21 protein-coding genes are annotated in these 23,618 nt (G+C 67.0%); 1 reads left to right on the top strand and 20 read right to left on the bottom strand.

Translation table 11 applies throughout. The annotated features are described in order from the left end of the window. The first annotated feature begins 15 nt into the window (after positions 1-15). Positions 16-678 (top strand): PAQR family membrane homeostasis protein TrhA, encoded by a 663-nt coding sequence (gene trhA, locus ABIC94_RS07010; protein WP_354372439.1) that lies wholly within the window; start codon positions 16-18, stop codon positions 676-678. 397 nt (positions 679-1,075) lie between these two features. Here trhA and ABIC94_RS07015 read toward each other — a convergent pair whose 3' ends face one another. The 20 genes from ABIC94_RS07015 to ABIC94_RS07110 all read right to left on the bottom strand — a co-directional run bounded on the left by ABIC94_RS07015 (position 1,076) and on the right by ABIC94_RS07110 (position 23,586). Then, complete coding sequence (locus ABIC94_RS07015) at positions 1,076-1,300, bottom strand: SlyX family protein (protein WP_354372313.1); 225 nt, start codon at positions 1,298-1,300, stop codon at positions 1,076-1,078. 4 nt (positions 1,301-1,304) lie between these two features. Next, positions 1,305-2,765, bottom strand: a complete 1,461-nt coding sequence (locus ABIC94_RS07020) for an AAA family ATPase (RefSeq protein WP_354372314.1) — start codon at positions 2,763-2,765, stop codon at positions 1,305-1,307. Positions 2,766-2,849: 84 nt separating this feature from the next. Beyond that, positions 2,850-5,366, bottom strand: coding sequence for an ABC transporter permease (locus ABIC94_RS07025; protein ID WP_354372315.1), 2,517 nt, complete (start codon positions 5,364-5,366; stop codon positions 2,850-2,852). 70 nt (positions 5,367-5,436) lie between these two features. Continuing rightward, positions 5,437-6,312 (bottom strand): formate dehydrogenase accessory sulfurtransferase FdhD, encoded by an 876-nt coding sequence (locus tag ABIC94_RS07030; RefSeq protein ID WP_354372316.1) that lies wholly within the window; start codon positions 6,310-6,312, stop codon positions 5,437-5,439. Next, positions 6,309-6,722, bottom strand: a complete 414-nt coding sequence (locus tag ABIC94_RS07035) for a hypothetical protein (RefSeq protein WP_354372317.1) — start codon at positions 6,720-6,722, stop codon at positions 6,309-6,311. Before ABIC94_RS07035 ends, ABIC94_RS07030 begins: the two co-directional genes overlap by 4 nt. After that, positions 6,719-7,939, bottom strand: a complete 1,221-nt coding sequence (locus tag ABIC94_RS07040) for a formate dehydrogenase subunit gamma (protein WP_354372318.1) — start codon at positions 7,937-7,939, stop codon at positions 6,719-6,721. The genes ABIC94_RS07035 and ABIC94_RS07040 overlap by 4 nt, the downstream gene beginning before the upstream one ends. Before the next feature lie 11 nt (positions 7,940-7,950). Beyond that, a complete protein-coding gene (trbK, locus tag ABIC94_RS07045; protein ID WP_354372319.1) occupies positions 7,951-8,205 on the bottom strand; it encodes an entry exclusion lipoprotein TrbK in 255 nt (84 codons plus the stop codon). Continuing rightward, positions 8,202-8,825, bottom strand: coding sequence for a formate dehydrogenase FDH3 subunit beta (fdh3B, locus tag ABIC94_RS07050; RefSeq protein WP_354372320.1), 624 nt, complete (start codon positions 8,823-8,825; stop codon positions 8,202-8,204). The genes trbK and fdh3B overlap by 4 nt, the downstream gene beginning before the upstream one ends. A 9-nt stretch (positions 8,826-8,834) precedes the next feature. Continuing rightward, positions 8,835-11,822 carry a formate dehydrogenase subunit alpha gene (locus ABIC94_RS07055; RefSeq protein ID WP_354372321.1) on the bottom strand — a complete coding sequence of 996 codons (2,988 nt, stop codon included), beginning with the start codon at positions 11,820-11,822 and terminating at the stop codon, positions 8,835-8,837. 14 nt (positions 11,823-11,836) lie between these two features. Then, the gene (locus ABIC94_RS07060; protein WP_354372322.1) at positions 11,837-12,067 is read right to left on the bottom strand and encodes a formate dehydrogenase; all 231 of its coding nucleotides are present in this window, start codon (positions 12,065-12,067) and stop codon (positions 11,837-11,839) included. A gap of 113 nt (positions 12,068-12,180) precedes the next feature. Continuing rightward, on the bottom strand, positions 12,181-12,864 hold the full coding sequence (locus tag ABIC94_RS07065; protein ID WP_354372323.1) for a TorD/DmsD family molecular chaperone: 684 nt from the start codon (positions 12,862-12,864) through the stop codon (positions 12,181-12,183). Next, positions 12,861-15,011, bottom strand: coding sequence for a 4Fe-4S dicluster domain-containing protein (locus tag ABIC94_RS07070; protein WP_354372324.1), 2,151 nt, complete (start codon positions 15,009-15,011; stop codon positions 12,861-12,863). The genes ABIC94_RS07065 and ABIC94_RS07070 overlap by 4 nt, the downstream gene beginning before the upstream one ends. Next, positions 14,935-15,585, bottom strand: coding sequence for a DUF3306 domain-containing protein (locus ABIC94_RS07075; protein ID WP_354372325.1), 651 nt, complete (start codon positions 15,583-15,585; stop codon positions 14,935-14,937). The genes ABIC94_RS07070 and ABIC94_RS07075 overlap by 77 nt, the downstream gene beginning before the upstream one ends. Beyond that, the gene (locus ABIC94_RS07080) at positions 15,578-16,147 is read right to left on the bottom strand and encodes a DUF3305 domain-containing protein (RefSeq protein ID WP_354372326.1); all 570 of its coding nucleotides are present in this window, start codon (positions 16,145-16,147) and stop codon (positions 15,578-15,580) included. Before ABIC94_RS07080 ends, ABIC94_RS07075 begins: the two co-directional genes overlap by 8 nt. A gap of 37 nt (positions 16,148-16,184) precedes the next feature. Further along, a complete protein-coding gene (locus ABIC94_RS07085) occupies positions 16,185-16,976 on the bottom strand; it encodes an ABC transporter ATP-binding protein (RefSeq protein ID WP_354372327.1) in 792 nt (263 codons plus the stop codon). Further along, a complete protein-coding gene (gene modA / locus ABIC94_RS07090) occupies positions 16,973-17,722 on the bottom strand; it encodes a molybdate ABC transporter substrate-binding protein (RefSeq protein ID WP_354372328.1) in 750 nt (249 codons plus the stop codon). The genes ABIC94_RS07085 and modA overlap by 4 nt, the downstream gene beginning before the upstream one ends. Positions 17,723-17,750: 28 nt before the next feature. Further along, positions 17,751-18,434: a molybdate ABC transporter permease subunit gene (gene modB, locus ABIC94_RS07095; protein ID WP_354372329.1), complete on the bottom strand. Its 684-nt coding sequence runs from the start codon at positions 18,432-18,434 to the stop codon at positions 17,751-17,753. Positions 18,435-18,543: 109 nt separating this feature from the next. Continuing rightward, positions 18,544-18,891 carry a winged helix-turn-helix domain-containing protein gene (locus ABIC94_RS07100; RefSeq protein ID WP_157615313.1) on the bottom strand — a complete coding sequence of 116 codons (348 nt, stop codon included), beginning with the start codon at positions 18,889-18,891 and terminating at the stop codon, positions 18,544-18,546. 79 nt (positions 18,892-18,970) lie between these two features. Beyond that, the gene (gene fdhF, locus ABIC94_RS07105; protein ID WP_354372330.1) at positions 18,971-21,844 is read right to left on the bottom strand and encodes a formate dehydrogenase subunit alpha; all 2,874 of its coding nucleotides are present in this window, start codon (positions 21,842-21,844) and stop codon (positions 18,971-18,973) included. After that, entirely contained in the window at positions 21,841-23,586 is a 1,746-nt protein-coding gene (locus tag ABIC94_RS07110; RefSeq protein WP_354372440.1) for an NAD(P)H-dependent oxidoreductase subunit E, read from the bottom strand. The genes fdhF and ABIC94_RS07110 overlap by 4 nt, the downstream gene beginning before the upstream one ends. Between the last annotated feature and the right edge of the window lie 32 nt (positions 23,587-23,618).

Below are 23,618 nucleotides of genomic sequence, written 5' to 3' on the forward strand. Positions count from 1 at the left end.
AAAATGAGCAGCATGATGAATCCGAACAAGCCCACGTCAGCGGTCCGCAACCAGACTGCGCTGGAAGAGCTCTTCAACGCGCTGAGCCATGGCCTCGGGCTGCTGCTGGCCATTGCGTCGCTGCCGGTCCTGGTCTACAGCGCCGCCCAGAAGGATCAGGCTGCCAGCATCGTCGGTGCATCGCTTTTCGCGGGCACGGCGATCGTGCTGTACCTTATTTCCACGCTGTACCACGCGTTGCCGGTCGGCAGGGCCAAGGCTTGGTTCAACCGGCTCGACCACGCAGCCATCTACCTGTTCATCGCGGGCAGCTACATGCCGTTTCTCTTCGGCGTGCTGCGCGGACCTTGGGGCTGGACGCTGTTCGGAGCGATTTGCGCCGCGGCAGCGCTGGGCGTGGGCGCCAAGCTGTTCAACCGGCTGCAGCACCCGCTGTGGTCTACCGGGCTCTATGTGGCGATGGGCTGGATGGCGTTGATGGCGGCTGTGCCGCTGTACGAACGCATGTCACCGGCGGGCCTGGGCTGGCTGGTGGCCGGCGGGCTGTTCTACACCGCGGGTGCGGTGGTTTTCCTGTTCGACAACAAGGTGCGCTTTGCCCATTCGGTATGGCACCTGTTCGTGCTGGCGGGCAGCACCTGCCACTTTTTCGCCGTGCTTTGGCATTCGCACGGCTGATCTTGTTGTTTGCTGGGTGAGCTGAAGCGTTGTTGTTCGGGGCGTCTTTGTTTCGGGGCGCTGTTGTTCGGGCGCTGTTGTCCAGGGCGCTGTTGTCCAGGGCACGTGCAAAGGCCACCGGGTACTCCCCTCCGCGAATGTCCCCCGGCCTGCGGCCTCCTCCTTTATTTCGCTGCGGGGAGCACCCGATGCCCTGTGCACTAGGGCAAGCCGCTGGTGCGTGGTCGATCAACCACCGCTCTGTGCAACGCTTCCGTCGATGGGGTGCCTTGCGCAGCGAAATAAAGGAGGAGGGGCGCAGCCCCGGGGGACATTCGCGGAGCAAGGTACCCCGTCGGCGGGTGCGCGCCCTGAACAGCAGCGCCCGGAAACAAGGCACCAATCGTAGACAAGGCTCTCAGTAATGCGGCGGCAACTCGTCGCGCAAGTTGCGCGCAGCCCCCTCCTGCCCCGCGTTCTGGCTTTGCTGCTTCAGTTGGGTGACCTGAAGGATCAGGCTGTCGATCTGCTGCTGTTGCCGGTAGATCGTCATGTTCAATTGCTCCAGCAGGTCCTCGGCGTAGCTCGACTTGATCTCGAGTTCAGTCAGGCGCTCTGCGAGCTCGTGCGGTGGATGTTCCATGCCGCTATTGGACAGGAAGACCCGCCGCTTGAACATTTTCCTTGACCAGCGGCCTCGTGGCGAATTCGTCGGTCATCCGGCTCAGCGCAAGCGCGGCCTGCAGCGGGTACAGCGTGCGCGCATCGCCTTCCGCCTTGTTGCTCACGGTGGTGCCGGCAGCTTCGCTCATGCTGGCCGTGCGCACCGCATCGGGCCGATGCACGGGCACCATGAATGGCGAGTGCGTCGTGTAGATGATCTGGTTGCCGAAGTCCTTCTCGAAATGTTCGAGCAAGTCGGCCTGCGAGCGCGCGTGCAGGTGCAGGCCGGGCTCGTCCAGCAGCAGGATGGCGTCGCCGGCGCGTCCGCCTTGGGTGTCCGCGAAGAAGGCGATGTAGAACGAGAAGAACCACTGGAAGCCCCGGCTGCGCTCGTCGAGGTTCACTTCCACCTCGTAGGCGCCGTTCGGGTCGGACACCAGCGTGTCCATGTAGGGGCCGTCGAGGTTGAAGCGCACCTTGAGTTCGCGGTCTTTCCAGAGCCGGCGGATTTCGGACGTGACGACGGCGCCTGCGCGATTCGCGAGCTGGTTGCGCGTGGCCAGGTCGTTCTTCTCCAGCAGATCTTGCAGCTGCTGGGCGTCGAGTCCCGCCACCTTGCAGAGTTTCTCGAAGCTCTGCTGTTCGGGCGCCGCCTGGCCCCAGCCCTTGCGCACCAAGTGGTCGGCAATGTTCTGCCGACCGGGCAGCGCCGGATACTCGTCCACGTAAACGAAGCTGGGCAGCTTCTCGAGCACCCATTGCTTGGCCTTTGCGAGCGCCGGCGTGTCGTTGGCAATCGCGCGGGCCATGTCCTCGAGCTCGACCAGCATCTGCTCCTGCTTGTCGCTGAGCTCGGCGTCTGCCACGGCCAGCGCCTTGCGCAGGGTTTGCAGCGCCTTGACCGCACCTTCCGACCACCTGATGTAGTCGGGGCTCAGGATCATTGCAGCGTCGAAGGCGTCGGCCTCCTGCTCCAGCGTCGCCCTTGCCTCCTCGGCGACTTTTTCGGCCGCGGCCTTCACCGCGGGCACGATCTTGCGGACCTTGCCCTTGATGTCCGACACGTCGAGCGACAGCTCCGCCAAACCTTCGAGCCCGGTCCAGCGCGCCGTGCCGTAGCCCCGACCCGCCGTGACGTGGCGCACGTTGGCGGCGCGCGGAAGCATCTGCGTCAATTCGGCCCGCTCGCTGTCTTCGAGGGCCCAGCGCGTAGCGACGACCGGCGTATCGCCCTGGCACTCTTCGAGGCGGCGGTGCCGCGGAAAGTCCTTGATCGGACTGAGTTCGGTAATGCCTTCGGCAGGGTTCAGGCTGTGAAGTGCGCGCAGCAGGTTCGATTTGCCGCTGTCATTTCGACCGAGGATCGCCGTGATCTGTGTGGAATCGATGGGGCCGCTGTCGTTGATCGAGCGAAAGTTGGTGATCTGGAATGACGCCAAGCGCATGTAAGGGGGTTCTCATCGAATGAATGCAGGGCCGGGGAATGTATTGCATTCCCAGGCCCTTCCCGCCCATGCCCGAAGAAAAATCTACTCGGCCGCGCGCCGGAGCGTTTCCACCACCGGCCTGCGCAGCACGTCGCGCAAGCCCCACCATCCCGCAGCCAGCGCCAGCACCGCACCCGCGAGCGCGCCGGCTATCGGCACCACGGGCGACGCGGTCCAGGTGAAGTCGAACACGTAGCGCGCCAGGCCCCAGCCGATGACCGATGCCACGATGCTCGCCAGAAAGCCCGCGAGCAGGCCGACGCCCGCCAGCTCGGCACGCTGCACCTGGCGCAGCAGGCTGGCGCGCGCGCCCACCGCGCGCATCACCGCGAACTCGCGCGCGCGCTCTTCGCGCGTGGCGGTGACCGCGGCGAACAGCACCACCAGGCCCGCCGCGAGCGTGAAGCCGAAAAGGAACTCGACCGCGCGAATCACCTGGTCGAGTACGCGCTGCACCTGGTTGATGGTGGCGCTCATGTCCACGTTGGTCACGTTGGGGTAGCTGCGCACCAGCGCGTTGTCGAAGCCCCGGGTTTCGGGCGCGCGGAAGGCGCCCATGTAGGTCACCGGCACATCGGGCAATGCGGCCACGGTGTACATCACGAAGAAGTTCGCGTGCATCGAACCCCAGTCGACCTTGCGCAGCGAGGTGATGCGCGCATCGTTCTGCATGCCGCCGATGTCGAAGCGCATCACGTCGCCGAGCTTCAGGCCGAGCGTTTCGGCCAGGCCTTCTTCCACGCTCACTTCGCCGGGCGCACCAGGCTTCCATGCGCCCGCCACGATGCTGTTGTGCGCCGGCGCTTCCACGCTGTTGCTGAGGTTGAACTCGCGGTCCACCAGGCGCTTGGCGCGGTCTTCCACGTAGTCGTCGGGCGACACCGGCTTGTCGTTGACGGCCACCAGCCGGCCCCGGATCATCGGGTACCAGTCGAACTTGTTCACGCCGGCATCGCGCAGCGACTTCTGGAACGCGGTGCTCTGGTCAGGCATGACGTTGATCACGAAACGGTTCGGCGCATCGGGCGGCGTCGCCTTGCGCCAGCTCGCGACGAGGTCGGTGCGCAGCAGCACCAACAGCACCAGCGCCAGCAGGCCGACGGCGAGCGCGCTGACTTGCACCACCGCGTAGGCCGGGCGCGCCGAGATCTGGCGCGTGGCCAACACCAGCCAGCGCGGCGCGGTGGTTTCATTGACGCTGCGGCGCAGCACCTTCACCGCGAGCCAGCTCAAAAGCGCGAACACGGCCACCGCGCCCGCGAAGCCGCCCACGGCGATCAGGCCCAGCTTCAGGTCGCTGCTGGCGGCGATCAGCAAGGCCGCGAAGCCGGCCACGCCGATGCCCAGCACCGCGAGCGACGCAGGCTTGAGCCCGCCGACGTCGCGCCGGATCACGCGCAGCGGAGGCACCTTGGCCAGTTGCAGCACGGGCGGCAGGCCGAACGCGAACAGCAGCGTGAGCCCCATGCCCAGGCCGAACGCCACGGGCCACAAGGTGGCCGCGGGCAGCGCCGTTTCGACCAGCCCGGCAAGCAGCACCACGAACACGTAGTGCACGGCGAAACCGATCGCCACGCCGAGGCTGCTGGCCACGACACCGACGACCGCGAATTCGAACGAGTAAGCCATCGCGATGGTGCGCTGGCTCTGGCCGAGCACGCGCAGCATGGCGCAGTCGTCGAGGTGGCTGGCCGCGAAGCCGCGCGCGGCCAGCGCCACGGCCACGGCCGACAGCAGCGCCGCGAGCAGCGCGACCAGGCTCAGGAATTTCTCGGCGCGGTCCAGCGTCTGGCGCATTTCGGGGCGCCCGCCTTCGAAAGAGTCGAGCCGCACGCCGCGCAGTTCGCCCTTCTTGATGGTGGCCTCGGCCCAGTCGGAAAAGCGCTTGACGGCCGCATCTTCGCCCGCCACGGCGTAGCGGTAGCCCACGCGGCTCGCGGGCTGTACGAGCCCGGTGCGCGGCACGTCCGCCTGGTTGAGCATCACGCGCGGCGAAAAGCTCATGAAGCCTGCCCCGCGGTCCGGCTCGAGCGTGATCACGCGTCCGACGCGCAGGCCGGTGTCCCCGAGCAGAAGCATGTCTCCCACCTTGAGCGCGAGCGAGTCGAGCAGCGAGGCATCGACCCACACCTCGCCCGCTGGCGGAATGTCGCGGGTGACGGTGCCGGGCGCATCGGGGGCGTGCGCGGTTTGCAGGTTGCCGCGCAACGGGTAGCCCGCGGTCACGGCCTTCAGGGCCACCAGCTTGCTGGCGCCGCCCTTCGCATCGTCGGCCCGTGCCATGGTCGGGAAGCCGAAGGTGCCGGTGCCCTGGAGCCCGAACGCGTGGGCCTGCGCGATGAAGGTCGCAGGCGTGGGGTTGTCGCTCACTATCACCGCATCGCCGCCGAGCAGCTGCCGCGCATCGCGCTGCAAGCCGCCCTGCAATCGGTCGGCAAAGAAGCCGACGGCCGTGAGTGCGGCCACGGCCAGCAGCACGGCAACGATCAAGAGGCGCAGTTCGCCGGCGCGCAAATCGCGCCAGAGGGTGCGCCAGCCAAGGCGGAGGGAGGCATTCATGGGCGAGACGATAGCCGACGCGGGTGCGCCGGCGCCTTTCAGGGGCTTACCGCAAGTAGGGGAACAGGCCTTAGGCCGGATTGCGGCGCGCGAGTTCCGGCTGCAGCACGAGTCGATCGACACCCGCGTAGCAGACGAAGTGCCGGTTGGTGGCGCGGCCGATGGCGCACAGGCCGACGCGCGTGGCCACCTCGTGGCCCATTTGCGTGATACCGCTGCGCGAAACCACGATGGGCACGCCCATTTGCGCCGACTTGATCACCATTTCGCTCGTGAGCCGGCCCGTTGTGTAGAACACGCGGTCGCCGGCCAGCGCGGCCGGCGGCTGCATGGCGCACCAGCCCGCGATGGTGTCGATGGCGTTGTGGCGGCCCACGTCTTCGACGAAGCAGTGCATCGTCGCTTCGGTACCGCCGGGCTCGAGCGTAAACAGCGCGCAGCCGTGCACCGACCCGGCCGACTTGTAGGTGCTCTCCTGGAGCCGGATGGCGTTGACCAGCGCATAGAGCTGCGCCTGCGTCATCCGCGTGGGCGGCAATCGGAGACTGTCGATGTCGGCCATCAGGTCGCCGAACACGCTGCCCTGGCCGCAGCCGGTGGTCACCACTTTTTTTGCGGTGCGCTCCTCGATGCGGTCGATGCCGGTGTGCGTCTTGACGGCGGCGGCGCCCACTTCCCAGTCGACCGTGACCGATTCGACATCGCTGGCCGATTCGATGAGGCGCTGGTTCAGCAGGTAACCCAGCACCAGCAATTCGGGCTGGGCGCCGAGCGTCATCAGCGTGACGAGCTCGCGCCGGTCCACATACACCGTGAGATCGCGCTCGGCGGGAATGGAAACGGTGCCGTGCGCGCCATGCTCATCGACGACCTCGACTTCGCGCGTGAGCGCGGCGCGGGCCTCGGTGAGACGTGGGAGCGGCAACAACGGCAGATGCGTCGTCACTGCGCCTTGGGCGTGGGATTGACGACTGCGGCCGGCTGATTGGTGCTGGGCGGCGATGCCGCCGTGGTGGCCGGCGAATGCGCACCCGCGGCCTCGAGGGGCTTGGCATCTGCCGGCGGCGTGAAGGCAAAGGGACCCGGGTCGGCGCAAGGCGGCGTTGCAACGGCCGTGGGCACCGGCTTGCCCGACGAGGCCGCACTGGCGCGGTATGCGGCGGCCACGCGGTCCTGCGCCAGGCAGAGCTTGTAGGAATCGACCTTGCCGTTCCACGCCGTCTTGGCGGCGGCTTCCGCTGCCTTGGCCTTGGCCTCGGGCGTGGCGGCCGGCGGCGGCAACTTGGCCCATGCCATGGGCACGGCCAGTGCGAGCACCAGCGCGGAAAGATTCAACGACAGAGACAGCTTCTTCATGAGGACGTTCCTTCGGCGGGCTGCGGCGCCCGCGCTGCGACAGGTGCCGACGCATCGGCCGCAACCGTGCGCTGCGCGGGGATCTTGCCCGCGGCAATGTCGTCGTACCAGAGTTCGTGGTGTTCCTTGGCCCAGGTCTCATCGACGTAGCCGGTGCGCATGGCCTTGTAGGCACCGGTCATGCCGAGCGTGCCGATGTAGATGTGGCCCATGATCATCGCCATCATCAGCAAGGTTGCAATGCCGTGGATCATGTGCGCCACCTGCATCTCGCCGCGCGTGTAGACGAAGCCCGGCAGCAGCTTGTCGAGGAAGAGCCCCGAACCGATGACGAAGAGCCCGAGGAACAGCACGCCACCCCAGAAGACCAGCTTCTCGCCCGCGTTGAAGCGATGCGACGGCACTTCCTTGCCACCGAAGAGCCCGCCGAAGCGCGCGAGCCATTTCAGGTCGCTCGCACGCGGCAGGTTGTCGCGGATGAACGTGAAGACCATGAACACCGTCGTCACCACGAACAGCGGGCCGACGAAGTTATGGACGTTCTTCAGCGCGTAGGCAATCCAGCCGAAGAGCGTGGCGCCCATCCACGGCATCAGGAAGAACTTGCCGAAGGCCATCACGATGCCGGAGATGGCGAGCGTGACGAACGCAGTGGCGTTCGACCAGTGCGTGGCCCGCTCGAACGGTGTGAAGCGCTCGATCTTGCGGCCGGTTTCCTGGCCGTGCAGGCGAATGGGGCCGCGCGTGAAATAGAAGATGGCCAGCGCCAGCAGCACGACGAACAGCAGTGCGGCGCCGTAGGGAATGATCCAGTCGTTGCGCACCTGGCGCCAGGCTTCGCCGGCATTGGTGAAGCGCGAACCCGGGTACTGCACGAACGGCTGAATCAGGTTGCCGGCTTCGGGAGCCTCGCTTTTCGGCAGGCTGCTGTAGCCGGTGACGCCCTGCCCCACCTGGCGCCACATGGGCGCGTTGTTGCCGGGCTGCACCTTCATGCGCTCGCCGTTGGTCTGGTTCGCGTAGTTGGGGTCGGCGCTCGCTTCGGGCTTGACCTCGAAGATGTTCTGGCTACGGATGCCGCCGGCGGGCGCCGGTGCGGCGGTTGCAGCAGGAGCAGCGGCTGCGGGCGTGGTTCCAGGTGCAGCCGGCGGCTGCGCCTGCGCGAAGGCCGTACCCAGCGCGGCAAGAAGAACGAGAGCGGTCAGCGCTTGCTTCATGGGCTCTCCGTTCAGTTCTCTTTGTTGTATTCGTTCTGCCCGTTTTGCGTGCGGGTCTTGAGCTGCTGCTGCCAGGCGGTCTTGTCGCCGACCTTCCAGTCGGGCGCGGTGAACACCGTGCCGGCGTTCTCCTTGGTGCCGGTGCCGCTCCAGGGAACGGCGTCGTGCTTCACGCCCTGCGCGTTGGTCTGCGGCTTCTCGCCGCAGCCCGCGAGACACGTTGCGACCAGCGCAGCGCCCACGACGATGAGGCCCTGCCGCTTCACTTCTGCGCTCCACCGGCCGGCGGCGTGCCAGCCTGCTGCGAACCGTAGGCGGTGCCCCAGCCCCAGACTTCGGCGCCCTTGCCGCGCTGGACCACGCGGGTGCGGAAGATGTCGGCCACCACGTCGCCGTCACCGGCCAGCAATGCCTTGGTCGAGCACATCTCGGCACAGGCCGGAAGCTTGCCCTCGGCCAGCCGGTTGCGGCCGTACTTTTCGAATTCGGCTTCGGAGCCGTTGGCTTCGGGGCCGCCGGCGCAGAAGGTGCACTTGTCCATCTTGCCGCGCACACCGAAGGTGCCTTGCGACGGGAACTGCGGCGCGCCGAATGGGCAGGCGTACGAGCAATAGCCGCAGCCGATGCACACGTCCTTGTCGTGCAGCACCACGCCTTCGTCGGTGCGGTAGAAGCATTGCACCGGGCACACGGCCATGCAGGGCGCGTCGGAGCAGTGCATGCAGGCCACCGAGATCGATTTCTCGCCCGGTACCCCGTCGTTCAGCGTGACCACGCGGCGGCGGTTTACGCCCCAGGGCACTTCGTTCTCGTTCTTGCAGGCAGTGACGCAGCCGTTGCATTCGATGCAGCGTTCCGAGTCGCAGACAAATTTCATTCGTGCCATGGTGCTTCCTTATGCCTTTTCCACATTGCAGACCGTGGTCTTGGTCTCTTGCATCATGGTCACGCTGTCGTAACCGTAAGTCGTGCCGGTGTTGATGGCCTCGCCGCGTACCACCGGGGCAGCGCCCGCCGGGTAATAGCCCAGCATGTCGGCGCCCTGCCAATGGCCCGAGAAGTGGAACGGCATGAAAACCGTATCCGGCCCCACGCGCTCGGTGACCAGGGCCTGCACGTTGAGCTTTGCGCCGGTGGGCGTGTGCACCCAGGCGCGCTCGCCGTTGCGAATGCCCTTCTCGGCCGCGACCTTCGGGTTGATCTCGATGAACATCTCCTGCTGCAGTTCCGCCAGCCAGGGGTTCGAACGGGTTTCCTCGCCGCCGCCTTCGTACTCGACGAGCCGGCCCGAGGTCATCACGTACGGGAATTTCTCGGCCACCTTGTCGGCGATGTTCTTCTGCTGCACGGTCTTGTAGAGCGTGGGCAGGCGCCAGAACGCCATCTTGTCGTCGTGCGTCGGGTACTTGGCCATCAGGTCGGGCCGGTTGCCGTACAGCGGTTCGCGGTGCTGCGGAATGGCGTCGGGGAAGTTCCAGACCAGCGCACGCGCCTTGGCGTTGCCGAAGGGATGGCAGCCGTGGTTCTTCATGAACACGCGAATCATGCCGCCCGAACTGTCGGTCTTCCAGTTCTTGCCTTCGGCCTTCGGCTTCTCGGCCTCGGTGAGCTCGTCCCACCAGCCCAGCTTCTTGAGCAGCACGTGGTCGAGTTCGGGGTAGCCGGTGGTGATGTCGGCGCCGAGCGAATGCGAGCCGTCCTCGGCCAGCAGGTTCTTGCCGTCGCGCTCCACGCCGAAGTTTGCGCGGAAGTTGCCGCCGCCTTCCATCACGTGCTTGGACGTGTCGTAGAGGTTGGGCGAGCCCGGGTGCTTGAGTTCGGGCGTGCCGTAGCAGGGCCACGGCAGGCCGAAGTAGTCGCCCGTGAGGTCGTAGCCGTTGACCTTGTCCTTCACGCCGGCCTTCACCTTGAGCGTGCGCACGTCGAAGGCGCCCATGTTGCGCATGTGCGCCTGCAGCCGCTCGGGGCTCTGCCCGGTGTAGCCCACGGCCCAGCAGGTCTTGTTGATTTCGCGCAGGATGTCGTCGGGCAGGGGCTCGTCCATGCCCTTGACCTTCTGCATCTTGAAGTTCTTGCTCAGTTCCTTGCCGAAGCCCAGACGGTCGGCGAACTGCTGCATGATCATGTGGTCGCTGCGGCTTTCCCACAGCGGCTCGATCACCTTCTCGCGCCACTGGATCGACCGGTTCGACGCCGTGACGGAGCCGCTGGTCTCGAACTGCGTGCATGCGGGCAGCAGGTAGACGGCGCGGTTGGGATTCTGGTCTTCCGGGCGGCCCGGCATGGCGGCCATGGCGGCCGTGGCCGAAGGGTACGGGTCGACCACCACGAGCAGGTCGAGCTTGTCCATGGCGCGCTTCATCTCGAGACCGCGGGTCTGCGAGTTGGGCGCGTGGCCCCAATAGAACACGCCGCGCAGGTTCGAGTCCTGGTCGATCAGCTCGTTCTTCTCGAGCACGCCGTCGATCCAGCGCGACACCGTGATGCCGGGCTTGGTCATCATCGCGGGCGACGCGAAGCGGCCCTTGATCCATTCGTAGTCGACACCCCAGGTGGCGGCAAAGTGCTTCCACGAACCTTCGACGATTCCGTAGTAGCCGGGCAGCGAGTCGGGGTTCGGGCCCACGTCGGTGGCGCCCTGCACGTTGTCGTGGCCGCGGAAGATGTTGGTGCCGCCGCCCGACTTGCCCACGTTGCCGAGTGCTAGCTGCAGGATGCACGATGCGCGCACGATCGCGTTGCCGATGGTGTGCTGCGTCTGGCCCATGCACCACACGACGGTGCCGGGGCGGTTTTCATTGAGCCAGGTGGCTACCTTGAGCACCTGCGCCTCTTTCACGCCGCAGGCCTCTTCGACCTTGTCGGGCGTCCACTTGGCCAGGACCTCTTCGCGCACCTTTTCCATACCGAAGACGCGGTCGTTGATGTACTTCTTGTCTTCCCAGCCGTTCTTGAAGATGTGGTGCAGGATGCCGAACAGGAAGGCGATGTCCGAGCCCGAGCGGATGCGCACGTACTCGTCGGCCTTGGCCGCCGTGCGCGTGAAGCGCGGGTCGACCACGATCATCTTGCAGCCGTGCTCCTTGGCATGCAGCATGTGCAGCATGCTGACCGGGTGGGCCTCGGCCGCGTTGGAGCCGATGTACATCGCGACCTTGGAGCCGCGCATGTCGTTGTACGAATTGGTCATGGCGCCGTAGCCCCATGTGTTCGCCACGCCCGCGACGGTGGTCGAGTGGCAGATGCGTGCCTGGTGGTCGCAGTTGTTGCTGCCCCAGAAGCTCACGAACTTGCGCAGCAGGTACGACTGCTCGTTGCTGTGCTTGGACGAGCCGATCCAGTAGACCGAATCGGGGCCGCTGGCCTGGCGCAGGTCTTTCAGCCTGGCGGTGATCTCGGTGAGCGCGGTGTCCCAGCTGATGCGCTCGTACTTGCCGTTGACCAGCTTCATCGGGTAGCGCAGCCGGTACTCGCCGTGGCCGTGCTCGCGCAGCGCGGCGCCCTTGGCGCAATGCGCGCCGAGGTTGATGGGCGAATCGAACACCGGTTCCTGGCGCACCCACACACCGTTCTCGACCACGGCGTCGGAGGCGCAGCCGACCGAGCAGTGGGAGCACACGGTGCGCTTGATTTCAACCTTGCCGGCACCCACCGCGGTGGGTCGTGCATCGCCTGCCGCTTCGGCCTTGCGCATCAGCGTGAGCTGGCTCGCGGCCAGCCCCACGCCCACGCCGAGCCCGGAGCGCCGGAGGAAGGCGCGCCGGTCCATGGTCGGCAGCGCGCCGGAAAGGCCGCGCCGCAGGCTGTGAATGAACGGAGAAGACTCACGTTCGCCTTGCCGCGAGACGGTGTTCGCGGGCGTCGTTTTCTTGGTCAGCAGCATCGTGGGTGTCCGCTTCAGGCCGAAGCGGTCTTGTAGTAGTGCTTGACGTGTTCGCTGAGCGAATAGCCGCCGCCTTTTTCAGGGGCAGGCTTGAGCACGGGCGCGGCGGCTTCGACGGCCGCGGGGACCTCGGCAACCTTGGGAAGCACCGAAACCGCGGCGACCGCGGCACCTGCGGTGGCTGCACCAAAAAAGAAACCTCGACGCGAGGCCGGCTTGATACCGACCGCTTGGCTGTCCTGCATGTGATCTCCAGGAGTGGCTGGGGGCAAACCAGATGTGAACTGATGTTTGTACATCTGGATACTAGTCTAGACCCTAATTTCTAACAATCGTATTTCTACGAAGCAAAAAATGCTCATCCGAGCATGTCGAACCCTTGGACTTCGACCTCGGCGAAGGCGCGGGTGAACACGGCCAGCGACGCATAGAAATGCGCCTTGGGATGTTGCGCAACCGCGTCGCACAAGGTCGGCAACCAGGACTGCAGGTGCGCCGCAAAAAATGTCTGCTGCTGCGCGAGGTTGGACACCGCCGCGTCGTCACCGGCAATAAGGTAGCGCATTACTTCGAACAGGCAGGCGATGTGGTCTTCGCTTTCGGAGACGGCGTCGCCCCGCGCGAGCCCCAGCCGCGCCAGGTCGGTGCGCAGCTGCGCCAGCGGCTTGTCGTTGAGAAAACCGCTCAGGTAGTGCGAGCCGAACAGATAGATCTCGGGCTTGCCCATGCCGCCGAACAGCGCGTCGTACTCGGCATGCAGCGCGGCGGCATCGGTGCCGCGCGCCACGCCGACCAGCTGGCGCCAGGGTTCCTCGAGGAAAGCGCCGGCTGCCGGCGCCTCGGTGGGCGCCACGCTGAAGGCGCCGAGCAACTCTGCATCGGGCGCCGCATACCAGAGCCGCGCGAGCAGGCCGTAGACCTCGGCACGCGCAATCTCCTCGTCGAGCGCGGAGGAGATTGGAGAACCTTCGTGCTTCGCACTGCGGTGCGAGCTCGTTTGGGGCGGCCCGGCACTTCGCTCATGGGGAGGAAACTGGCTCATAACTGTGTGATCTTCATTTCGTTCTGCGCGCTGTACAGGTCGATGACCCGGCAGTCGCTGCACATCTTGAGCCGCTCGAGCGCCTCGCCCTGGAACATGGCGTGGCCCGCCAGCTTGCCGAGCATCGCTTCGATGGCTTTCTGCGTGCCGAAGGGCTTGCTGCAGCGGATGCAGGCCCAGGGCTTGGCCTCGTTGAGCACCACGGGCTGCTTGCGCTCGGGCGCGGCCAGGAGGCGCGGCACAAGCGCAATTGCGTTCTCGGGGCAGGTGGTTTCGCACAGGCCGCACTGCACGCAATTCTTTTCGATGAAGCGCAGCTGCGGCGCATTCTGGTTGTCTTGCAGCGCGCTGGCGGGGCAGGCGCTCACGCAGGCGAGGCACAGCGTGCAGGTGTCCTTGTTGACCGTGACTGCGCCGAAAGGAGAACCGGCAGGCAGCGGAATGGCGAGGGGTGCGGCCAGCGAGGCGGCCGCATCGTCAGTCGGTGCCGAAAGCACGGGCGCCTGCGCCATCAGGTGGTCGAGCGTCATCTCGAGCGTGCCGCGCTTCTCGCCGCCGACGGCAAAGCGCGCCGCAGTGGCAGGCACCCGCTGGCGCGTGGCGCGCAGCCCGGCAAGGGCCGCATCGAGCGCGGCCGGCGTACCGGCCTCGATCAGGTGGAAATGTGTTCCGGTGTAGCCCAGGCCCGTGAGCAGCGCCTGCGCGACGGCCATCTGCTTCTTCAGCGCATCGAGATACTGCGGCGCTTCCTCGCCGGTGGAAAGCACCGCCACCTGCGAGGCGCCAAAGGCAATGGCGCTGAGCCAGAGGTCGATGCCGGTGCTGGCGACATGCATCAGCGCCACCGGCAGCACATGCGCGGGCACGCCGGCCAGGCCATCGCTCTTGCCGCGCGAGAGCTGCGCCGCGCGGCCGAGTTGTTCGACGAGCGCCTGCCCGCCCTCTTCGTTGTGCAGCAGCACCGCGGCATCGCGGCCGCCGGCCCCGGTGTAGGTGGACAGCAGCGTGCGCAGCTTGCGGCCCTGGTCGGGCGTGCGCGGATAGGTGTAGCCCAGCGCGCCGGTCGGGCACACGGTGGTGCAGGCGCCGCAGCCCACGCAAAGCTGCAGATTCACGACGATGCGCTGGCGTTCCTTGTCGCTCGAGATGGCGTGCGCCGAGCACACTTCGACGCAGGCATTGCAGCCCACCACTTCGTTGCGGCTGTGGGCGCAGAGCTTCTGCTTGTAGTCGAAGAATTTGGGCTTCTCGAACTCGCCCACCAGCTCGCGCAGGCGCAGCAGCGTCGAAAGGCCCTCCGCGTGCGCGAGTCCGCCCGACAGGTGGAAGTAACCTTGCGGCGGCGCGTGCCAGTCGATCAGCGCGTTCGCGCCCAGGTCGAGCACCAGATCGAAATCCGCATCGAGCGCCTCGGGTGCACGGCTGAAGTTGATGGCGCCGGCCACGGTGCAGGCTTTTTCGCAGTCGCGGTGCGAAGTGCATTTGGCCAGGTCGATCTGGTAGTCGAGCCCGATCGCCTGCTCGGGACAGGCGCCAATGCAGGCGTTGCAGCGCGTGCACAGGTCGAGGTCGATGGCGTTGTCGCGCGTCCACCGCAGCGAGAACTTGCCGAGCCAGCCTGTGAGCGATGCGATGCGGCCCGCCATCACGGGCCAGCGGCGCTCCTGCCCGCCGCCGATAAGGCCGGCGCCAGTGGAAAAGATCGAGACCTGCAGCGAATCGGCCACCAGCGCCGCGGCCTTTTCAGCCCCGTCGAGCGGGCCGACGATCAGGAGCCGGCCCTGGCTCGCGTAGCTCACCGTCGAAACCGGATCGGGTTCGGGCAGATGCGCCACCGCCAGCAGCGCGGCGATCTTGGGGCTGGCGTTCCTGGCGTCCCGGCTCCAGCCGCCGGTTTCGCGGATGTTCACGAAGCGGATCGGCGAGGTCGCGCCTTCGGTCTGTTCGGCCAACTCGGTGAACAGCTTGCGCTCCTGCGTGCAGGCGACCACCACGTCGTCGCCCGAGCGGATGGCGCGCTGGAAAGCAGGCGCCTCGCGGCGGCACAGGGTGGAGTGAAGGGGCAGCGACTCAGCCAGCGCCGCGCCGAGCGTCTTCGGCTCGAGCGGCATCGTCTGGTTGCAGTCGCAGATCAGCGTTGTGGTCATCGGTCTTCTGGCTTGCGGGCTGCGCGTCGGCAACCTGCTGGCTGGGGAGGAGATCTCCCGGGTGCTCGGACTGTGCCACGTCCGGCGGCACGTCGTCCTGTGGGGTTTCCGCGGGTTCTTCGATTTTTTGCGCCTGCTCTTCTTCCTCATGCTCAAACAGCTTGAGGAACTTGGCGCTTGCCATCTGGCGCAGCACGCTGTCGGGAATGGGCGTCGATTTGGAATAGTCGTCGACGTAGGTGTCCAGGCCGTCCATCACGTTGAACTGCGGGTCGGCAAAAAGCTTTTTGAATGCAGTGTTTTTCACCTCGGGCGCGACATTCCTGCCAACGAAAGGCCGGAAGTCGGACTCGGGCGTGAGCGCCTGGGCGTCGGCGAGCGTGGGTGGGGGAACTTCTTGCTGCCCTTCGGCGGGAAGGCTGGCCGTCGGATGCCGGACTTCGGGCAAAGACGCCGGGGTTTCGACGCGCGGATCCGCCGGCTTTTCCACCTCTTCCACGGCAGGAGGGGGCGGCACTTCTTCGCGCGCTTCCTTCTTGCGCCGCGACCACCGGTCGAAGAAATTCTCAGACATCGCCCGCTCCGCCTCCGCGCTTTTTCTCGGTCGATACGCTGGCCGCGTTGCCGAAACGGTCGACCAGCGGGCGGAAACTCTCGGGCCGCTTGCGGCGCTTGGGTTCGATCACGTAGTGCGCCTGCACGAAATCGCGCATCCACTCGATCACCTCTTCGGGCGCGGGCACCTGCTCCACCGTTTCCTGCGCGTCGAGCCAGCGGCCGGCCTCGTTGTAGCTGAGGCTCACCACCACGGGCCTTGCCAGAGGCTCGTCGGCGATGGTGGGTTCTTCTTCCATGCGCCACAGCACGAACCAGCAGGGCGCGGGCGTGGTGGCGTTCAGGTGGTAACCCTCGACGTCGTCGCGGAACAGTTCGGTCTTGAAGCCCGGGTGCAGCCAGCGCTGCGCGCTCTCGCTCGCTTCGAGCAGGCGCGGCTCGGTGCCGAAACCGGGCTGGTCGGGGCCGACGCTTTCGAGAATCCAGCGCCAGGATTGCCAACGGCTGTCGACACGCTCGCGGCGCATCACGACGGCAACGTCAATGGAAGGATTCATCCGCCGATCGTAGCGCCGCCGCATGCCGCTTTCGCGCCGAGGGTCATCCGCGCCGAACGGCTCAGGCGCCGGATGCGCCGTGCAGCAACAGACTGCGGAGTTTTCGGTGCAGCGGCGTGGCTTCCGCGGCCGGCACGCCGCCCACTTCGCGCAGCGCGAAATCGCGGCTTTCGGCGTTGTGCAGGTCGATCTCGCGCACCACCTGGCCGTTGTTGTAGACGAAGGCCACATCGGCCAGGGCCAGCACGTCCTCGATGTCGTGCGTGATCATCAGCACCGGAATGCCCCACTGGCGGCGAACCTGGGCCAGCTCGTTGCGCAATTCGCTGCGCAGCATGGGGTTGAGCGCGGCAAAGGGCTCGTCGAGCAGCAGCACCTGCGGCTGGCAGGCCAGCGCGCGGGCAAGCGCCACGCGCTGTTGCTGGCCGCCCGAAAGCTTCTGCGGGCGGCTGTCGGCCAGCGCCGCGAGGCCGAAACCTTCGAGCAGCGACTGCACCATGTCGGCCTCGCGCGGCGGCAGCTTGCGCCGGTGCCATGCGGTCAGGCCGAAAGCCACGTTTTCGCGCACCGACAGGTGCGGAAACAGCGCGTAGTTCTGGAACAGGTAGCCGATGCGCCGCGCCGGCGCCGGCACGTCGATGCCGCGCGCCGAGTCGTAGAGCGTGCGGCCGTCGAGCCGCACGTGGCCCTCGGAGGGATGCAGCAGCCCCGCGATGGCCTGCAGCGTGAGCGTCTTGCCCGCGCCCGAAGGGCCGTACAGCGCGGCAAAAGGCACGTCGGTCGCGAAGCGCGCCGCCAGGTCGAAGCGGCGCGTGCCGTCGGTGACCGTGAGCTTCAGGTCGACGTCGATCATGGCCTGGTGAACCCGTAGCCCGCGAAGACTTCGCGCGCAGCATCGCTGGAAAGAAAGGCGATGAAGTCCGCGCCCAATGCCTTCTGCCTGCTGTCGGCCACCACGGCGGCGGGATAGGTCACGGGCATGTGGCCTGCGGGCGCGAACGCGGTCTTGACCTTGTCGCCCGCCATGGCCGCGTCGGTACGGTAGACGAACCCGGCCTCGACCTCGCCGCGGGCCACATAGTCGAGCACCTGGCGCACGCTGTCGGCCTGCACGAACTTCGGCTCGAGCACGCTCCAGAGCCCTGCCCCCTCCAGCACCTGCCGCGTGTAGCGGCCGACCGGCACCGTGGCGGTCTTGCCGATCGCGATTTTCCGGACGCCCGCGCCGGCAAGGTCCTGCAGCGATTTCACGCCGGCCGCATCCCTGAGCGGCTCGATCAGCATCAGGCTGTTGCCGGCGAAGTTCCGGCGCGTGTCCGCATCGACGAGCTTCTGCACCGCAGCGCGGTCCATGGTTTCCTGGTCGGCACTCGCGAACACATCGACCGGCGCGCCCTGCGCGATCTGCTGCAGCAGCACGCCCGAAGCCGCAAAGTTGAAGCGCACTCTGGCGCCCGGCTTCACGGCTTCGAACTTCGGTCCGAGCTCCTTGAACGCATCCGTCAGGCTGGCGGCGGCGGACACGGTGATCTGCTGGGCCGCCGTGCCCAGCGGCAATGCCATGGCCAGGACGAGAGACAAGAGGCGGAGCGGGCGCATGTTGGTTTTCGGATTGGGGATGAGCCGGTCAGCGCAGCGAGAAGAACCGGTTCGACAGCACCAGCACGGTGATCGACAGCAGCGAGGTCACCGCCACCAGCAGCAGCGCCAGGTCGTCATTGCCGGATTGCGCGGCGTCGTAGATGGCCATCGACAGGGTCTGGGTCTGCTTGGGAATGGAACCCGCCACCATCAGCGAGGCGCCGAATTCACCCATGGCCCGCGCGAACGCGAGCAGCGTGCCGGCCAGGATGCCGGGCCAGGCCAGCGGCAGCGTGACGCGCACGAACACCGAGAACGGCGACTGGCGCAGCGTGCTGGCGGCGGCTTCGAGCGAGCGGTCCACGCCCGCGAAGGCGGCGCTGGCCGACTTGAGCACCAGCGGCAGCGCCACCACCGCCGAGGCCACGACGGCGCCATGCCAGCTGAAGATGATGCTGTAGTCGAGGTGCTCGCGCAGCCAGCTGCCGAGCGGGCTGTGGCGCCCCGCCGCCACGAGGATGGCATAGCCGATGACCGTGGGCGGCAGCACCAGCGGCAGCATGCACACCGCCTCCAGCACCGAACGGCCCGGGAAACGCTTGCGCGCGAACACCCAGCCGAGTGCCACACCGGCAATGAGCGCCAGCAGGGTCGCGACCGCGGCCACCTTGAGCGACAGCACCAGCGGAAACCAGTCGGTCGAGGCGATGAGGGCGTGCGTCGTATTCATGAAGATACAACGCAATTGTTGCACGAACAGCCTTCCCCCCTCGGAGGGGTGTTCGTGGCAGGTGCGGGAGATGGCGCCGATATCCTTCCGGATACAGCGCGGGAACGAATCAGGGTGCCAGCAGGCGCGTCAGCGCGCGGACGTCTGCCGCCGTGGCCAGGCGCGCGGCGTTTTCGATGGCGCGGTAGTGCTTGACGATTTCCTCACCCACGGGCGTGAGCGCGGTGCCGCCGCCGCGCGAGCCGCCGGCCGCGGTGTTCACCGCCGGGGAGCTGAGGGCGTTGTTCATCTCGTCGATGAGCATCCAGGCGCGCCGGTACGACATGCCCAGCTTGCGCGCCGCGGCCGAGATCGAGCCGGTCTCCGCCACGGCTTCCAGCACGTCGATCTTGCCGGGACCGAAGGCGATGCTGTCGTCCCTGTAGATGCGAAGGCGGAACTGGACTCTGGTTTTCATGCCGGTGGTAATGAGCGGTGCGGAAGGGATGAGCGCAAAGGTTAAACCATGCCCGCGCCCATGCCCTCACCGCCCCGTGTCACTCCACCTTCGCCAGCACGCCCGAGCCGGTTCCGTAGCCGGCCGCAGCCACGGGCTGGCCGCCGCGCGCAATGCGCACCGCGCAGTACTTGAACTCCGGAATCTTGCCCATCGGGTCGAGCGCGGCGTTGGTCATCAGGTTGGCGGCCGCCTCGTAGTAGGCGAAGGGCACGAACACCGCGCCGTTCGGCGTGCCGTCGTCGCGCCGCACGTGGATGGCCACTTCTCCGCGCCGCGACTGCACCGTGATCACGTCGCCGGCCTGGAGGCCCAGCTTCAGCAGGTCGGCCTGGTTCATCGATGCGGTCGCCATCGGCTCCAGCGCGTCGAGCACGGTGGCGCGGCGCGTCATGCTGCCGGTGTGCCAGTGCTCCAGCTGACGACCCGTGATGAGCACGAACGGGTATTCGGCATCGGGCCGCTCGTTGGCCGGAATGATGTCGGCCGGCACCAGCTTCACGCGGCCGTCTGCGGTCGGGAAATCGTCGATGAACACCGTGGGCTGGCCCGGGTCTTCCTCGCTCAGGCAAGGGTAGGTCACGCTCGAATCGCGCTGCAGCCGCTCCCAGCTGATGCCGCTGATCACCGCATGCATGGCCTGGCGCATTTCCTCGTAGACCGCGGCCACGCCGGACTCTTCGCCCTGGTAGTTCCACTGCAGGCCCATGCCCTGGGCGATCTGCTGGATGATCCAGAGATCGGGCCGCGCATCGCCCGGCGGGTTGAGCGCGCGCTTACCCAGCTGCACCATGCGGTCGGTGTTGCTCACCGTGCCGGTCTTCTCGGGCCAGGCGCTCGCGGGCAGCACCACGTCGGCGAGCCACGCGGTCTCGGTCATGAAGATGTCCTGCACCACCAGGTGCTCCAGGCTCGCGAGCGCATGGCGCGCATGGTTCAGGTCGGGGTCGCTCATGGCGGGGTTTTCGCCCATGATGTACATGCCGCGCACCTTGTGCGGATCGGTGTCGGGCGCGAGCGCCTTGTGCATGATCTCGACCACGGTGTAGCCCGGCGTGGCGTCCAGCGGCGTGCCCCAGAAGTTCTCGAACCACGCATGCACCGCCGGGTTGTCGACGCGCTGGTAGTTGGGGAACATCATCGGGATCAGCCCCGCATCGCTCGCACCCTGCACATTGTTCTGGCCGCGCAGCGGATGCAGCCCCGAGCCCGGCTTGCCAATCTGCCCGGTGACGGTGGCCAGCGCAATGAGGCAGCGCGCGTTGTCGGTGCCGTGCACGTGCTGGCTCACGCCCATGCCCCAGAGAATCATCGAGCCCTTGGCGGTGGCAAAGGCCCGCGCCACTTCGCGCAGCGTTTCGGCCGGCACGCCGCAGATGGGCGCCATCGCCTCGGGGCTGTAGCCCTTCACGTTCTCGCGCAGTGCCTCGTAGTTGCTGGCCCGCGTGCGCACGAACTCCTGGTCGACCAGGCCCTCGTCGATCACGGCATGGATCAGCGCGTTGAGCATGGCCACGTCGGTGTCGGCCTTGAACTGCAGCGTGCGCCAGGCGTGGCGGCTGATGTCGGTGCGGCGCGGGTCGGCCAGCACGATCTTCGCGCCGCGCTGCGCGGCGTTCTTCATCCAGGTGGCGGCGACCGGGTGGTTGGCCGTGGGGTTGGAGCCGATGACGAAGATCAGCCCCGCATGCTCCACGTCGTTGACCTGGTTGCTCACCGCACCCGAGCCCACGCCTTCGAGCAGCGCGGCCACGCTCGATGCGTGGCACAAGCGCGTGCAGTGGTCGATGTTGTTGCTGCCAAAGCCCGTGCGCACGAGCTTCTGGAACAGGTAGGCCTCTTCGTTGCTGCCCTTGGCCGAACCGAAGCCCGCGAGCGACTTGGCGCCGTAGGTGTCGCGCAGACCCGAGAGCTTGCCGGTGGTGAGCGCGAGCGCTTCTTCCCAGGTGGCTTCGCGGAAATACTCGCTCCAGTCGTCCGGACGCGGCGTATCGCCGAAGTCCTTCGGCACGCCGGCCTTGCGGATCAGCGGCTTGGTCAGGCGCTGCGGGTGGTGCGCGTAGTCGAAGCCGAAGCGGCCCTTCACGCACAGGCGGTTGTGGTTGGCCGGGCCGTCGCGGCCGTCGACGCTGACGATCTTCTCGTCCTTCACGTTGTAGGTCACGAGGCAACCCACGCCGCAGAACGGGCACACCGAATCGACCTTGCGATCGACCTCCTGCGAGCCGATGTGGCTCTTGGGCATGAGCGCGCCCGTGGGGCAGGCCTGCACGCATTCGCCGCAGGCCACGCAGGTGCTGTCACCCATCGGGTCGTCCAGGTCGAACACGATCTTGCTGTCGCCACCGCGCATGGCGTAGCCGATCACGTCGTTGACCTGCTCTTCGCGGCAGGCGCGCACGCAGCGGTTGCACTGGATGCAGGCGTCAAGGTTGACGGCCATCGCCGGGTGCGAAATGTCGGTCTTGGGCTGCTCGCGGCGCAGCGCCTTGAGTTCGGGCCGCACCGCGATGTCGAGCTTCTTGGCCCAGGCGCTGAGTTCGCCGTGCTGCTGGGTGGCGTCGTCGCCGATCCATTTGTAGCCCTGGTCGGGCATGTCGGACAGCAGCATCTCGACGACCATCTTCTGGCTCTTGAGGGCGCGCTCGCTGGTGGCCTTCACTTCCATGCCGGCCGTCACGTTGCGGCAGCAGCTGGGCGCCAGCGTGCGCTCGCCCTTCACCTCGACCACGCAGGCGCGGCAGTTGCCGTCGGGACGGTAGCCGTCCTTGAAGCACAGATGGGGAATGTCGACGCCGTGGCGCTCGGCCGCCTTGAAAATGGTCTCGCCGTCGAAGGCTTGGATGGCTTGGCCGTCGAGTGTGAATTCGATGGTTTGCGGCATGAGCTCCGCGAGCTTGGACGGGGCGTTCATGCCACCTCCTCCGGAAAATATTGCTGGATGCAGCGAATCGGGTTGGGGGCCGCCTGTCCGAGTCCGCAGATGGAAGCGTCGCCCATCACCTGCGCCAGGTCTTCGAGCGTGGTGTTGTCCCACGTGGGGGCCTGCATCAGCGCCGCGGCCTTGGCGGTGCCGACGCGGCATGGCGTGCACTGGCCGCAGCTTTCGTGCTCGAAGAAGCGCATCACGTTCAGTGCGGCGTCGCGTGCCCGGTCGTGCTGGCTCAGCACCATCACGGCGGCCGATCCGATGAAGCAGCCGTAGGGTTGCAGCGTGTCGAAGTCGAGCGGAATGTCGTTCATTCGCGCCGGCAGAATGCCGCCCGACGCGCCGCCGGGCAGGTACGCATACAGCGAGTGGCCGTCGAGCATGCCGCCGCAATATTCGTCGATGAGTTCCTGCACGGTGATGCCGGCCGGCGCGAGCTTGACGCCGGGGTGCTTCACCCGGCCGCTCACGCTGAAGCTGCGCAGCCCCTTGCGGCCGTTGCGGCCGAAGCCGCTGAACCAGGCCGCGCCTTTTTCGACGATGTCGCGCACCCAATAGAGGGTTTCGAAGTTGTGCTCCAGCGTCGGGCGGCCGAAGAGGCCCACCTGCGCGATGTACGGCGGGCGCATGCGGGGTTCGCCGCGCTTGCCTTCGATGCTTTCGATCATGGCCGACTCTTCGCCACAGATATAGGCGCCCGCGCCGCGCCGCAGCTCGATGCGCGGCAACGCGCACGGCGGATCGGCCTGGAGCCGGGCCAGCTCTCGTTCCAGCAGTGCGCGGCAGTCGTGGTATTCGTCGCGCAGGTAGATGTAGCACTGCTCGATGCCAACGATCTGCGCCGCCACCACCAGGCCTTCGAGAAAGCGGTGCGGATCGCGCTCGAGATACGTGCGGTCCTTGAAGGTGCCGGGCTCGCCTTCGTCGATGTTCACGGCCATGAGCCGGGGCGCGGGCTGGTCGCGCACGATGCGCCACTTGCGCCCGGCTGGAAAGCCCGCGCCGCCCAGGCCGCGCAGGCCCGAGTCTTCCATCGTCTTGATGATGGCCTCGGCGTCTTCCTCGCCGTTGACCAGCGCTGAAGCGAGCGCGTAGCCGCCATTCGCGCGGTAGGTGGCGTAGTCGGTGAACGCCGGCATGCGCTCGATGGCGCCGGGCAGCGGCGAGACGCTTTTCAGCGCGAACTCCGCCGCATCGAAATACGCGACCGTGGCTTCATCGGGGTCGGACTTCAGGGCCTGCAGCACCTTGGCAGTCGTCGCGAGCGGCACCGCCTGCCGGTCGACCACCACCGCGGGCGCCTGTTCGCAGCGGCCGACGCAGGGCGCCGCGATCACGCGCACATCGTCGCCGTCGACGCCAAGCAGTTCGGGCAGCCGCGCCAGCAGATCCTTGGCACCGGCCAGCTCGCAGGCCAGGCCGTCGCACACGCGCACGGTGAGGCCCGGAGCTTCGTCGCCGCCGCGAACCACCTCGAAGTGGTGATAGAAGGTCGCAACCTCGTACACCTCGGCCATCGGAATGTTCATTTCCTTCGCCAACGCCACCAGGTGGCGGTCGTGCAGGCAGCGGAAAGCGTCGTTCAGCTTGTGCAGGTGCTCGATGAGCAGGTCGCGCCGGTGGCCCTCAGTCGGGGGCGCACCGATGAGCGTGCGCACTTCGAGCAGCGCCGCTTCCTCGGGCTGCCGGCCCTTGAGCTTGCTCTTGCGGCGAATGCGCTCGCGCATTTCGTCGGCGGTGGCGAGCGGCACGATGGTGT

It is taken from the genome of Variovorax paradoxus (genome assembly GCF_040544635.1).
Lineage (GTDB): Bacteria > Pseudomonadota > Gammaproteobacteria > Burkholderiales > Burkholderiaceae_C > Variovorax > Variovorax paradoxus_R.